The sequence below is a fragment of the Mongoliitalea sp. genome (assembly GCF_054166905.1).
The window spans coordinates 72,790-86,343 of sequence record NZ_JBSZCK010000045.1; the positions used below are offsets into that span (position 1 = coordinate 72,790).

General features: G+C 41.3%; 16 protein-coding genes. 5 read left to right on the plus strand and 11 right to left on the minus strand.

From position 1 onward, the window contains the following. Positions 1 to 3: 3 nt before the first annotated feature. The 3 genes from ACXIUD_RS17785 to ACXIUD_RS17795 all read left to right on the plus strand — a co-directional run bounded on the left by ACXIUD_RS17785 (position 4) and on the right by ACXIUD_RS17795 (position 2,256). Complete coding sequence (locus ACXIUD_RS17785; RefSeq protein ID WP_458053995.1) at positions 4 to 1,221, plus strand: ATP-grasp domain-containing protein; 1,218 nt, start codon at positions 4 to 6, stop codon at positions 1,219 to 1,221. A 181-nt stretch (positions 1,222 to 1,402) separates the two neighbouring features. Next, positions 1,403 to 1,960 (plus strand): fasciclin domain-containing protein, encoded by a 558-nt coding sequence (locus ACXIUD_RS17790; RefSeq protein WP_458053996.1) that lies wholly within the window; start codon positions 1,403 to 1,405, stop codon positions 1,958 to 1,960. Positions 1,961 to 2,031: 71 nt separating this feature from the next. Further along, positions 2,032 to 2,256 (plus strand): CDGSH iron-sulfur domain-containing protein, encoded by a 225-nt coding sequence (locus ACXIUD_RS17795; RefSeq protein WP_458054014.1) that lies wholly within the window; start codon positions 2,032 to 2,034, stop codon positions 2,254 to 2,256. 57 nt (positions 2,257 to 2,313) lie between these two features. Here ACXIUD_RS17795 and ACXIUD_RS17800 read toward each other — a convergent pair whose 3' ends face one another. The 8 genes from ACXIUD_RS17800 to pdeM are packed head-to-tail and all read right to left on the minus strand — an operon-like array spanning position 2,314 to position 7,923. Next, a complete protein-coding gene (locus ACXIUD_RS17800) occupies positions 2,314 to 2,973 on the minus strand; it encodes a 3-oxoacid CoA-transferase subunit B (RefSeq protein ID WP_458053997.1) in 660 nt (219 codons plus the stop codon). A gap of 5 nt (positions 2,974 to 2,978) precedes the next feature. After that, complete coding sequence (locus tag ACXIUD_RS17805; RefSeq protein ID WP_458053998.1) at positions 2,979 to 3,677, minus strand: CoA transferase subunit A; 699 nt, start codon at positions 3,675 to 3,677, stop codon at positions 2,979 to 2,981. 3 nt (positions 3,678 to 3,680) lie between these two features. Beyond that, a complete protein-coding gene (locus ACXIUD_RS17810; RefSeq protein WP_458053999.1) occupies positions 3,681 to 4,628 on the minus strand; it encodes a bifunctional riboflavin kinase/FAD synthetase in 948 nt (315 codons plus the stop codon). Continuing rightward, entirely contained in the window at positions 4,625 to 5,299 is a 675-nt protein-coding gene (gene truB, locus ACXIUD_RS17815) for a tRNA pseudouridine(55) synthase TruB (protein ID WP_458054000.1), read from the minus strand. The genes ACXIUD_RS17810 and truB overlap by 4 nt, the downstream gene beginning before the upstream one ends. 19 nt (positions 5,300 to 5,318) lie before the next feature. Beyond that, positions 5,319 to 6,113 (minus strand): undecaprenyl-diphosphate phosphatase, encoded by a 795-nt coding sequence (locus ACXIUD_RS17820; RefSeq protein WP_458054001.1) that lies wholly within the window; start codon positions 6,111 to 6,113, stop codon positions 5,319 to 5,321. Between the two features lie 2 nt (positions 6,114 to 6,115). Next, on the minus strand, positions 6,116 to 6,325 hold the full coding sequence (locus ACXIUD_RS17825) for a DUF3098 domain-containing protein (protein WP_458054002.1): 210 nt from the start codon (positions 6,323 to 6,325) through the stop codon (positions 6,116 to 6,118). Between the two features lies 1 nt (position 6,326). Continuing rightward, the gene (locus ACXIUD_RS17830; protein ID WP_458054003.1) at positions 6,327 to 7,217 is read right to left on the minus strand and encodes a cell division protein FtsX; all 891 of its coding nucleotides are present in this window, start codon (positions 7,215 to 7,217) and stop codon (positions 6,327 to 6,329) included. Positions 7,218 to 7,269: 52 nt separating this feature from the next. Next, the gene (gene pdeM, locus ACXIUD_RS17835) at positions 7,270 to 7,923 is read right to left on the minus strand and encodes a ligase-associated DNA damage response endonuclease PdeM (protein ID WP_458054004.1); all 654 of its coding nucleotides are present in this window, start codon (positions 7,921 to 7,923) and stop codon (positions 7,270 to 7,272) included. 63 nt (positions 7,924 to 7,986) lie between these two features. On the opposite strand from pdeM, the gene ACXIUD_RS17840 reads away from it, so the two are divergent. Continuing rightward, on the plus strand, positions 7,987 to 8,463 hold the full coding sequence (locus ACXIUD_RS17840; RefSeq protein ID WP_458054005.1) for a DUF2147 domain-containing protein: 477 nt from the start codon (positions 7,987 to 7,989) through the stop codon (positions 8,461 to 8,463). Positions 8,464 to 8,467: 4 nt separating this feature from the next. Here ACXIUD_RS17840 and ACXIUD_RS17845 read toward each other — a convergent pair whose 3' ends face one another. The 3 genes from ACXIUD_RS17845 to xseA all read right to left on the minus strand — a co-directional run bounded on the left by ACXIUD_RS17845 (position 8,468) and on the right by xseA (position 10,792). Then, positions 8,468 to 9,172 (minus strand): DUF6089 family protein, encoded by a 705-nt coding sequence (locus tag ACXIUD_RS17845; RefSeq protein WP_458054006.1) that lies wholly within the window; start codon positions 9,170 to 9,172, stop codon positions 8,468 to 8,470. A gap of 119 nt (positions 9,173 to 9,291) precedes the next feature. Then, on the minus strand, positions 9,292 to 9,495 hold the full coding sequence (gene xseB, locus ACXIUD_RS17850; protein WP_458054007.1) for an exodeoxyribonuclease VII small subunit: 204 nt from the start codon (positions 9,493 to 9,495) through the stop codon (positions 9,292 to 9,294). Then, entirely contained in the window at positions 9,470 to 10,792 is a 1,323-nt protein-coding gene (gene xseA, locus ACXIUD_RS17855) for an exodeoxyribonuclease VII large subunit (protein WP_458054008.1), read from the minus strand. The genes xseB and xseA overlap by 26 nt, the downstream gene beginning before the upstream one ends. 266 nt (positions 10,793 to 11,058) lie before the next feature. Between xseA and katG the strand changes: the two genes are divergently transcribed. After that, positions 11,059 to 13,290: a catalase/peroxidase HPI gene (gene katG / locus ACXIUD_RS17860; protein WP_458054009.1), complete on the plus strand. Its 2,232-nt coding sequence runs from the start codon at positions 11,059 to 11,061 to the stop codon at positions 13,288 to 13,290. Positions 13,291 to 13,554: the final 264 nt, after the last annotated feature.

Genomic DNA, 13,554 nt, shown 5'->3' on the forward strand with positions numbered 1-13,554 from the left:
ACCATGAGCAGCAAACCTAAAACCTTTTTGTGCATCTCTAACTATTTTAAAGGAGGTGCCTTTTTGACATCCTTAAAAAAAGCCGGGAATAAAGTATTCTTGGTGACATCTGAAAAATTACGCGATAGTGCTTGGCCGCACGAATATATAGATGAGATTTTCTATATGCCGGGTCAGGATTTAGATTGGGATTTGGACAGGCTATTGATCGGAGTAGCTGGTGTTATGAAAGCTAATAAAATCGATGCAATTGTAGCCCTGGATGATTATGATGTAGAGAAGGCAACCTTTCTGAGAGAAAGCCTTAGAATTCCAGGTATGGGTCAGACCACTGGGCGCTACTTCCGTGATAAGTTGGCCATGCGTATGAAAGCCAAGGATGAGGGAGTCTTGGTTCCCCCTTTTTCTCCCTTGTTCAATGACGAAGAAATCAATCATTTTGCAGATACTGTTCCCGCTCCTTGGGTGCTCAAACCACGCTCAGAGGCTTCCGCTCACGGAATCATCAAAGTACATGATAAGGATAGTTTATGGGCTAATATCCATGAGTTGGGAGACAACCGAGTAAGGTATCTGGTAGAGCAGTTTATGCCCGGAGATGTTTACCATGCGGATAGCTTAAATTTGGATGATAAAGTGATATTCTGCGTGGTTTCACGCTATTTGGCTACACCTATGGAGATTTCCCAAGGTGGGGGGATTTTCAGAAGTGCCAACATTCCATACGGTTCTGCCGATGACAAAGCCATTCAAAAGGCAAATAAACAAGTTATGAAAGCCTTCGGGATGAAAACTGGTGCTGCACATACCGAATTTATCAAAGGACGGGAAGATGGAAAGATTTACTTCTTGGAAACTTCCTCAAGAGTAGGAGGGGCGCATTTGGCGGAAATGGTGGATGCAGCTTCTGATGTAAATTTATGGTCCGAGTGGGCCTTGATTGAGGATGCTAAAGCAAAAGGTTTAGGTTATCAATTACCATCCGTGAAAAAAGGCTATGCGGGTATTGTGTTGACGCTTTCTAAGTTCCAGGATCCAGATCTCTCTAATTTTAATGATCCTGAAGTGTGCTTCAGAGTGCCTTTGGATTATCATGCTGGCCTGATTGTGAAGTCAGATTCAAAGGAACGTGTGCTACAGTTATTAGATGAATATGCAGAGCGATTGAGTAGAGATTTTTCGACGGTGGCAGAGCAAGAGAAAGTAAAGAAATTCCACTAAAACCAGCATTTGAGGCAGTTGAAATGTAAACTCTAATTGTCTCTTTAAATTTGATAATTCACCAAGTCATAATTAGTATTCTGTTAGGATGTTAATTTAGATTTGGTGTTTTTTTTAGTCTATTTTGTAACCTTTTGCTATTTTATTCGATTGTTAATTTATAAACCAACGAAAAAATAGTATGCTAAACCTAAAGAAATACTTCGTTTTACTGGTAATTCTCGGATTTGCCACAATAGTTTCTTGCGTTTCAGAGGAGGAACCTCAGCTTGAGGTGGAAGAAGAGGCCATGACATTAATAGAGTATCTAAGAAATATTCAAAATCCTGATATGGATGTGCTCCTCGATGCTATCCCTGAATTTTGGGAATCATTAGAACAAATGGAAGATATCACATTTTTGGAACCTTCTCCAGGTGCTTTTACAGCTTTTCGTGAGGCATATAATACAAATTCATTGGAGGAGGCTATTGAAATAGCAGGAAAAGATGTTTTGGAGGCGTTCTTATCCTACCATGTTATTAACGAAGTGGTAAGGTTTCAAAGTCTTCCTGAGGGGGATAACCTTTTTAGAACTATAACTGACTTGCCGATTATACTTCGACGAACAACCAATCCTCCTAGAGGCTTTATTGTAGATGGTTCTGGAGGGGAGGTCGTTGTTAACCTCAATGGAGCAAGTTTTAAAAATGGGATTGCATACTTGACTTCTAGGATATTAGTTCCGAGGCCAGTATAAGTTAGCAAATAAATATTTTACATGAACTATTTGAAATTTGAGATTGTATAGCGTATTTGAAGAAAAAACGCATTATGTCAACAAAAATAACAGTTAATCCAAATGGCTCACTCAAAATTGAGGGAGATTTTGAAATAGTCGATAATCAAGGGAATGCCTATGGTCTTCAAGGAAGAACAGTCTTAGGGCTTTGTCGCTGTGGACTTTCCAACAATAAACCATTTTGTGATGGCTCTCATCGCAATGGTTTTGAACATACCGCAGTTGCATTTGATTTACCTCCTAAAAAAGTCTAATCAAAAAAATCCCAAGTTATCTTAACTTGGGATTTTTTAATGAATATTTTAAACCACTTAGTCAAACTTCATTTCAGGAATTTCTCCTTCTACTATCAGTTTGCCTTCGGTCTTGGCTATGATTTCATCTACGCTAATTCCCGGTGCCCTTTCCAATAATTTGAAACCTCCCTCAGGCAGTACATCGAGAACTGCTAAATCGGATACAATTTTCTTTACACAACGGATACCCGTAATCGGAAGGCTACATTCTTTTAGCAATTTAGATTTACCATCTTTACTGCAATGCTGCATGGCCACAATAATGTTATCTGCAGAAGCCACCAAATCCATTGCTCCTCCCATACCTTTCACCATTTTTCCAGGGATTTTCCAATTGGCAATATCTCCATTTTCGGATACTTCCATGGCACCTAGAATAGTCAACTGTACATGACCACCACGTATCATGGCGAAAGACTCCGCTGAACTGAACAAAGCAGAACCTTTAACCATGGTAATGGTCTGCTTTCCTGCATTGATCAAGTCAGGATCTATTTCAGCCTCCGTAGGAAATGGACCTATTCCCAATAGACCATTTTCTGATTGTAAAACCACCTCTAGGTTTTCAGGAATGTAATTGGCTACTAAGGTAGGGATTCCAATGCCTAGGTTGATATATTGTCCACCCTTCACCTCTCGTGCGATGCGTTGGGCTATTTGATCTTTTGATAACATGGCTTTTAGGATTTTCTGATGGTTCGTTGTTCGATTCGCTTCTCATAGTTCACACCTTGGAAGATCCGTTGTACGTAGATTCCAGGTGTATGAATCTGATTAGGATCCAACTCTCCTGCAGGAACTAATTCTTCTACTTCTGCAATGGTGATTTTACCAGCTGCTGCCATCATAGGATTAAAGTTTCTGGCAGTTCCTTTGAAAATCAAATTTCCGGAAGTATCTCCTTTCCACGCTTTGACAAATGAAAAATCGGCTCTCAACCATCTTTCCATTAAGTATAATTTCCCGTCAAATTCACGGATTTCTTTTCCTTCCGCTACTTCTGTTCCTACGCCTGCAGGAGTGAAAAAAGCAGGAATTCCTGCTCCTCCGGCACGTACACGCTCAGCTAAGGTCCCTTGAGGGATCAATTCTACTTCCAGTTCCCCACTCAGGAGTTGACGTTCAAATTCAGCATTTTCTCCGACATAGCTAGAGATCATTTTCTTTACCATGCGTTTTTTGAGCATCAGACCGATACCAAAATCATCCACACCGGCATTGTTGGAAATACAGGTAAGACCGCTAAGGTCTTTTTCGAGGAGTGCAGCAATGGAATTTTCCGGAAGACCGGATAACCCAAAACCGCCAAACATCAGCACAGCGTCGGAGAAAACATCTTTCACCGCCTCTGCTGCATTCGCTACAGTTTTATTGATCATGTGTTATTTGGATTTAGTTAAATGATTGGTCAATACTTGCAATGCTGCTATCCTGTCCTGCTCCAACTGAGCTTTTAATGAATCCAATCCTTCAAATTTTACTTCTGAGCGAAGATAAGATTTTAAATAAACGCTTACACGTTTGTCATATAAATCTCCGCTAAATTCAAATATATTCACTTCTATCGTCCGTGTGTCACCATTGACTGTGGGACGGTTGCCGATATTCAACATTCCTTGATACCGTTCACCTTCTACACATACTTCCACAGCATACACACCATCAGCAGGAATCAATTTATAATCATGAGGAATATGGATATTGGCTGTTGGAAAACCAATGGATCTACCCAATTGCTGCCCTTTGATGATGATTCCATTCAACTCGTAATCTCTACCCAAATATTCATTGGCGATATCCACACGTCCTGACTCCAATGCTTTTCTGATTTTGGTGCTTGATACGCCCACATTATCTACATCTTCCCTTGCAATTTCTTCTAAATCAAATGGATACTTGGCCAAATTTGCCTTCAAATAATCAAAACCGCCTTCTCTATTTTTTCCAAAGCGATGATCGTATCCTATCACCAACCGCTTGGTTTGTATGCCTTCAATGAGTATTTTTTGAATAAATTCCTCTGAGGAGAGGTTGGAAAACTCTTTGGTAAAAGGGATGGTGAGCAAATGGTCAATGCCTGCTTCTCGGAGTAGTTTGGCTTTTTCCTCAAAAGTGCTTAATAACCGCAATTGATGATCGTCAGGCTTTAAAACTAATCGTGGGTGAGGCCAAAAAGTAATCATGACTGTTTCACCTTGTATTTCATCTGCAATCTTGCGGATGCGCTGAAGGATTTTTTGGTGGCCCAAATGAACTCCGTCAAAGGTTCCACTCGTGACAACAGCGTTGGTGATTGGGGCAAAATCTGCTAATCCCTCGTATATCTTCATGAAGTACGTTCCTTAATTTTGGTAATAAGCTCGGGCAATTCCTCACTATTCTCCAACAGAAATTCACCGATTCTTGTTCGGCATAGGGAAGACATATAGGCGCCTACACCCAACAGTTCCCCCAAGTCCCGAGCAAGGCTTCGGATATATGTACCCTTACTGCATACTATACGGAAATGGATGACAGGGTTTTCAAATTTGGTGATTTCGAAAACCGAAACTTTGACAGGCCGGGCCTCAATGATGACTTCTTGTCCTTTTCGTGCTGCTTCATATACACGTTTGCCATCTACTTTGATAGCAGAGTGCATGGGCGGTACTTGCATGATTTCGCCGGTTAATTGGGCTGCGGCATCCATCACATTTTCTAAGGAAATATGAGAGGGGTCTGCAACAGGAATGACTTCCTTTTCTAGGTCAAAGCTTTCGGTTGTCGCTCCGATGACGAAGGTGCCCGTGTATTCTTTTTCCTGCCCCATAAAGGTTTCGATGGACTTGGTCATTTTGCCGGCGCAGACGATCAATAGACCGGTTGCTAAAGGGTCTAATGTGCCTGCATGCCCCACTTTTTTAATCTTGAGTGCATTGCGTACTTTTTTGACCACATCAAATGAGGTCCATTCCAAAGGTTTATTAATCAAGAATACTTCTCCGTAGGGGATTTGTTCCATCAAATTTGGGATTACTTGATTAATTAAAATATCCAGCTGCTATGGCAATTAAACCGACAATGGTACAATAAATGGCAAAGTACGTCAGTTTACTTTTGCGCACCAATGCGATCATCACGGTACAGGCAAAATAACCTGAAATAAAAGCAGCTACAAAGCCTACAGAAAGATAGCCGAAGCTATCGCTGTTGTAGGCAAGTGCTCCATCTAAAATGTCTTTAGCCATTTTTCCCAAAATCAAGGGAACAACCATCAGGAAAGAAAAACGAGCTGCTTTACTTTTATCAATTCCCAACAACACGGAAGCTGAGATAGTAGCTCCCGAACGAGAAATACCAGGAAGCATGGCAACGGCTTGTGCAAGTCCTACCAAGACAGCGTTCTTGAAACTAACGCTTTTATCTGTATTCTTGGCTTTATCGGCCAAAAATAGTAGGGTTGCCGTGACCAATAACATAAAGCCCACAAACATGACTTGTCCTCCAAAAAACTGTTCCAATTGCTCTTCAAAAAACAATCCGATGATCACAGCCGGAATCATGGACAAGATGATTTTTACAGAGAATTGGGTTTCTTCATTCCATTGAAATTTGAACAAACCAGCTAAAATTTCCCCAATGTCTTTTCTGAAAACCACTATCGTCGCCAAGGCGGTGGCTGCATGTAAGACTACAGTAAATAACAGACTTTCTTCCGGTAGCTTACTTTCTCCAAGTAAGGCCCCGGCTAATTCTAGATGTCCGCTGGACGAAACAGGCAAAAATTCTGTCAATCCTTGAATAATTCCAAGGATGATAGCATCGATTAAATCCATGATTATTTATTACTCGGTTTGTGGAAAATAGCGTAAAACTGAAAAATAAATCCAGCAAGTGTCACGATTGGTCCAAGGGTTAAGCCCAAAAATCCAAACCCATGAGGTTCTTTGTCCAAACCTATGAGGACGAAACCCAAGGTGATGATCCCAAGTCCAATCAACATCAATTGGTAGTTCTTTTTTGAAAAAGGCATGTGTGAATTTTCCATCTTAATATAATTCGTCCAAAGACATGTTTAAATACTTGTTAACTGCTTGCAAGGTACTCAAGACCGATAAGATTGCACCTATCACTACCAACCCTCCAAATAAGGCATAGAGCAAAGTGTAATCCTGCAACAAAGCAAAACCATCTATATTCGCTTTGGTATACTCTATAATTCCATATAGTAAAGCTGAGGCTAATACTCCAGAGGCAATCCCAAATAAAAATGCTCTTGAAATAAATGGCATTCGTATAAATCCTCGTGTAGCCCCTACAAGCTGCATACTTCTGATAAGGAAACGCTGTGAAAACAGGGCCAATTTTATAGTATTATTGATCAACATGATCACTGTAAAGATCAAAATCAATACGAAGCCACCCAATACCAAGGCTACTTTGGTTAGGTTTTGATTGATGGAGTCCACCAAATCTGCCATGTAGGTAACTTCAAAAATTCCTTCGATAAGTCTTAACTCCTCTACGATGTCGGCAATTAGTTCGGATGTTTGGTATTCTTCTGCAATGGCCAAAGTAAATGAGTCCCGGAGTGGATTGTCATCCAAAAACTTAGTAAAATCTTCCCCTGTGTTTTCCAAAAACTCTTTGGCAGCTTCTTCTTGTGAAATGTATTTAAAGCCCGAACCATCCTCCTTTTGGATGATATAGGGTTTGTTTTTTAAGGTAGTACTGATGCGTTGGATATCTTTTTCTTCCAGATTCTTGTTTAGGAAAACTTGGATCTCAATGTTTTCCCGGATAATTTTTGTCAAGGTCTTTGCTTGGATTACAATCACCCCAAACAAGCCCAAAATAAAAAGTGAGAGCGTCGTGCTGAATAGCACAGAAGTAAATTTGAATCTACCTAGTTTCGTTTTCTTCCGTTGATTGCGGCTCATGTTATAGTGATATAAATGTCAAAATTACTCAGCAAAGGCGATTAAACAAACACTAAGACTTTAAATTAGCTTCTATCACCTGACTTCCTGTTACAACGTAGGCTTGATTGTTTTTGGTGCATGACAATATATGAAGACCTGTAAATCTTCCAAATGCAGGTAGTATGAGCTGATTTGGACTGAAAAAGTAACAAGGTAGAGCTATTTTTTGACGCCCATTTCCATGTAGCCGGATCCCTGGATGAATGTGTCCACAGAGGTTAAACTTTGTTAACGGAATATTTTCCAATGGTTCATGTGTCAGAAGCAAGTTGCCCAATTCCAATTGTTCCGGGATAATTTCCCAATTAGAGGCTTGATAGATGGCAGGAGGGAGGATGTCATGATTCCCTTTGATTAAGACAAATTGTACGCTTGGAAATTGTGCTAAAAAATTCTCCAAAGCAAACCAAGATTCGTTGAGATCACTGTGAAACAAATCTCCTAAGAAGTACACCTTTATTGGATTCCATTGATGGATAAGAGACTGGATTTTGACTAAATCTTCTTCATGCAAGGTTTCGGGAATAGGAATTCCTGCCTTGCGGAAATGTGCGGCCTTACCAAAATGAGCGTCGGCGATCAAGAGACTTTTTTCCTGAGGTATGAAAATAGCTTTCTCGGGTAATAAATTAAATGCTATTCTCTCCCACGTAACTGTTTGCATGCTTTTGAACTACTTTTGGAGAACTTCCTGTTTTTCCATTCAACAATTTGAATAGTTCTCCGTTTGAAAGAAGGAAAAACTTCTTTTTTACACCACAAACTTATGCATATGTTTAAGAAAATTGCTTTTACTCTCCCATTCTTTTTGGTTCAATTCACCATTTACGCACAACAGGCAGATGCAATCTTAGGGGAATGGTATACCACGGAGCGGGATGCTAAAATTGAAATTTATAAAGAAGGGAGTACTTATTCAGGTAAGGTTGTTTGGTTGGAGCAGCCAACAGAAAATGGTAAACCTATTTTAGACGCTAATAATGCGGACAAAAGTAAGCGCAACCAACCTATTTTAGGTATAAAGCTGATTGAAGGTTTTAAATATAAAAACGGGGTATGGGAAGAGGGTAAGATTTATGATCCGCGCAATGGTAAATACTATTCTAGTACCATCAAAAAGAAGAATTCAGATGTGTTAGAGGTACGTGGTTTTGTGGGATTTTCTATGATTGGAAGAACAGTGGAATGGTACAAAGCCAAGTAAAATTTCAACGACTCCTTAAAAATCGCTTGTATTTGATTTGTCCATGGATCAAGTGATCGTAAAATTCATTGTAACCGGCATTTCCGTCCAGATAGTCGGTAAATGAAAGCAATACGCCTAACTCTAAGGATAGATCATCAAGCGAACCCACTCTAAAATCAATACCTAATCTTACTGGTACATAGCCTGTTGTGATGTTTGTTTGAGAACCTGTTTCTGAGGGGTCGAAGCTAAAATATTCTGTGCGTCGGACGTGTATTACTCCCAGTCCCGCACCTGTATAGAAATTCACTTGAGGACGGTTCATATGATTGAGAAAGGGGATGAAATAGAATACAGGCATCACATCCGCAAAGTATGCCATCCCATTAAATCTAAAAGCCCCTCCGCTTTCTTGCCATCTTCTTTGTGCATTTTGACTTGGATCACCACCGCTCTCAATGATTTGCAATCCTCCAGTTCCTCTTAATGCCCAGCGCTCAGAAAAGCGATTGCTGTAAGCGACTGTGAATGCAGGATTGATTTCAAAGTTTCGTTGATGGTACTGTGCTCCGTTGTCAGCGTAAATAAATGAGGGGCCTAGGCCGATAGAAAAAACCCCTGTTTTGGGCATCAACTCCCTGTGAAAGCTTTGAGCTTGCGCTGATAGACTGATGCAGACTATTATACAAGCAAACAAGATTCTGTTTATCAAACTCACTGATTTCATGCGTACACTTGAATTTTGCCGAGTATTTACAAACATGCCGAAAAAATCTAGTTTTTCACCCAAATTTCTTCGATATTTCATTTGAAATTGCTCCGTTTTGGTCAAGTGACAGTTGGGAATTAATTTTCAGCATCTCCTTGCAGGGCCTGATTGATTTCTTCTTCGGTCATGCGGAGTTTTTTTCTGCAAAATTTCATCAGTTCAGAAGCTTCTTTTACCAAGGTGGTTAATTCATCCATGCCTTTTTCTCCTTTTTCCAGAGCTTCTACGATTTCTTGAAGTCGCATGAGCGCTTGGTCATAACTTAGTTCCTGTGGGTTCATCTGTGTTGATTTGTTGAATGATACTTTCAATGCGTTGTTTACCGGTGTAGGTGACCATGGAGTCTCCTGCGGCGGGTGTTTGTTGTTGAAGTGGTGTCCCGTTGATCTCAGTCCGGGTATATCCTCTTTTGAAGTGCTCTTGGGGATCCAGCCGAAAGATGTCTTTAGCGATTTGTTCTAAATGTTGCTGTTTACCTTCTACTAATCGCTTCCAAGATTTTTGAACCGCTGTGTGTAATTCCCGAATATGGAGGGACTGAATCTTAAGCGCCTGCCCAGTCCATAGTTTGAGGGAATGCTGTAGCTGTTGCAGTTGTTGTTGACTGCGTTTGATTTCTTGACGGCTATGGTTTTGGATTCGCAATTCATGCTGATCCAGTAATTTGCCTTGATGCTGTAAATGCAAAAAGACAGTGCGTTCCATCCGCTTATGCAGTACAAGCAAGTTTTCTTCAAATTCCAAAAAACCATCCAAAAGAAAAGCCGCCACTGCTGTAGGTGTTTTGAGTTTGGTATGTGCCACCATGTCTGCGACTGTCTCATCCCGCTCATGTCCGATTCCTGTCAGGACAGGTATAGGACTCTCAGCAAGGGTTTTAGCCAATGCATAATCGTCAAAGCATTCCAAGTCTAAGGCTGCTCCTCCACCTCTGATTAGTACGATCGCCTCAAAATTTGCAGTGGCAATAGCTAGATTGACCGCAGCACGGATAGAATTACCCGCTTCCGCTCCTTGCATCACAGATGGAAAGAGTGTTGTATGAATGCGGTAGCCGTAACTATTATGTTGCAGTTGATTGATAAAGTCTTCATATCCGGCCGCATGTGGTGAACTGATTACTGCAATCCGTTGAGGTACGATTGGTAGGCTGAGTTGCTTGTTTTGCTCCATCAAACCTTCTCGTGTCAATCGGTCTATGATAGCCTGTCGGAGTTTGGCCCGTTCCCCCAATGTATAGGCAGGATCTATGTCTTTGATATTGAGACTGATTCCGTAAACCTCGTGAAAGGTTACGGTAACAGAGGCAAGGATTTTCATAGAGGCCTGTAATCGTTGCCCTGTGGCTTGTTGAAATTTGGAAGCAACCGTTCGATAGGAATATGACCAGATGGTACCTCTGATTTTTGCTAGTGTTTGGTTTCCTTCTTTTTCCAATAAGTCCAAGTAAGCATGCCCATTTGGACCCGCTTTCAACTCTCCGATTTCAGCAATAACCCAATAGCTAGGTTCTAATTGTGTATCGAGGGTGTCTCGGATTATTTTATTGAGCGTAACCAATGAAATAGCTTCTTGCATAGAACAAAAATATGGTCTTTTATTCGTAACTTGGAAGTCTAAGGGAAGGATTTTGATAGTGCCACAACTATTTCAGGAAGTTTTAAGTGCCCAAACCCTACACTAGGGTTTTCCCGTAAGTATTGAAGTACATCTTTTAATCAGTTTATCGAGCAATGATAGAAAAAGCATGATCACTTATAGATTTTATCAATTGAGTTTTAAATTGCATACAGAAAAATAATTAATATTTTAGCACACATAAACCCTTTATAAACGGAAAAAATATGGATAAACATCACGATTACGCCACAGCAACAGGTAATGGAGCCGCAGGAAAATGTCCTGTGATGCACGGAGCAAACACAAAATTAGGAGCAGGTGGCACCATGAACAAAGATTGGTGGCCCAATCAGTTGAATTTGAATATTTTGCATCAGCATGCTCCGAAATCCAATCCGCTTGGAGAAGATTTCAATTATGCGGAGGAATTTAAGAAAGTGGACCTTCCACAGTTGAAAAAAGATTTGGAGGAAGTACTGACTACTTCTCAGGACTGGTGGCCGGCAGATTACGGACATTATGGACCATTTATGATCCGGATGGCATGGCATGCTGCAGGTACCTATCGTACCGGTGATGGTCGTGGAGGTGCTAACACGGGTAATCAGCGATTTGCTCCTTTGAATAGCTGGCCTGATAACGGCAACTTGGATAAGGCTAGAAGATTGTTATGGCCAATCAAGCAGAAATATGGTAATAAAATTTCTTGGGCTGATTTGTTTATCCTTGCAGGAAATGTGGCGATAGAGTCTATGGGACTTCCAACATTTGGTTTCTCAGGTGGTAGAGAAGATATATTTCAGCCAGAAGAGGATATCTATTGGGGTGCTGAGGATACTTGGTTAGGCAATAAGCGCTATACAGGAGAACGAAATTTGGAGAATCCATTGGCAGCGGTGCAGATGGGTTTGATTTATGTGAATCCAGAAGGACCGGATGGCAATCCTGATCCATTGGCTTCTGCAAAAGACATCCGTGAGACATTTGCCCGTATGGCGATGAATGACTACGAAACAGTAGCTCTGACAGCAGGTGGACATACTTTTGGTAAGGCGCATGGTGCCGGAGATGCAGCTTTGGTAGGTGCGGAGCCAGAAGGTGCGCCGATGGAGCAAATGGGCTTTGGTTGGAAAAGTGCTCACAAGAGTGGAATGGGTAGAGATACCATCACTTCTGGTATTGAAGGTGCATGGACGCCAACACCGACGACTTGGGATATGAGTTACTTTGATGTGTTGCTAGGCTATGAGTGGGAATTATCCAAGAGTCCCGCGGGTGCTCATCAATGGGTTCCTAAAAATCTAAAGCCCGAAGATCATGCGCCGGATGCTGAGGATGCATCGTTGAAAGTTGGTATTATGATGACTACCGCAGATATGGCGATGCGTGAGGATCCTTCTTATCGTAAGATTTCCGAGCATTTCCACAAAAATCCAGAGGAATTTGCAGATGCCTTCACAAGAGCATGGTTTAAGCTGACTCACCGAGATATGGGGCCTAAAACCCGTTATATCGGATCTGAGGTGCCTGCAGAAGATTTGATCTGGCAAGATCCAATTCCTGCGGTTGATTTTGAAGTAATCAATGATGCAGACGTGGCGGCATTGAAAGGAAAAATCTTGGCAACAGGTTTGTCTGTATCCGAATTAGTGTATACAGCTTGGTCTTCTGCTTCTACCTTCAGAGGCTCGGACTTGAGAGGTGGTGCCAACGGTGCTAGAATCAGACTTGCTCCTCAGAAATTCTGGCAAGTGAATATGCCTGATCAATTGAATAGAGTACTGGGTGCATTGGAAAAAGTACAACAGGAATTTAACGCTTCTCAGACTGGCAATAAAAAAGTATCCATGGCAGATTTGATTGTCTTGGGTGGTTGTGCAGCGGTTGAAAAAGCAGCAAAAGATGCTGGTTTTGATGTGACTGTACCATTTACAGCTGGCAGAAATGATACCACACAGGAATTGACGGATGTGGAGTCTTTCTCCGTATTGAATCCTGAGGCTGATGGTTTCCGAAATTATAGAAAAGCTGCTTTCACGGTACCTGATGAGGAAATGTTGTTGGATAAATCACAATTGTTGACCTTGAGTGCGCCTGAAATGACTGTCTTGGTGGGTGGTATGCGTGCTTTAGGTGCTACCTACAATGGTTCTACTCACGGGGTATTCACCGATAGACCGGGTCAATTGACCAATGATTTCTTTGTGAATTTGGTGGATATGAGCACTGCTTGGAATGCTTCCAGCAAGGAGCCTGATACCTTCGAAGGTAGAGATCGTAAGACTGGCAAAGTGAAGTGGACAGGTACAAGAGTTGACTTGGTATTTGGATCTAATTCTCAGTTGAGAGCCATTGCCGAGGTATATGCTCAGGATGATTCCAAAGAGAAATTCGTCAAAGATTTCATCAAAGCCTGGGATAAGGTGATGAATTTGGATCGCTTTGATGTGAAGTAATTCATGGTAAGTAATTGGTAATAAAAAAGACGGCTGAGAGGCCGTCTTTTTTATTCTCTACCGATCCCAGTGGAATCACATGTTTATCATAGGGATATGTCTAGGATAGGGTACGACCCCGAATGGGCCCGCCTGCCGGCAAAAGGCAGGGTCGAATGTGGCTATCTGGGTTGAAATTAGCTATAAACATTTGATCTCTTCGAGGTCGGATTCGGGTGTGATATTATTTGTTTATGTTTAATTTTTAATTTTCGTGTACTCCCT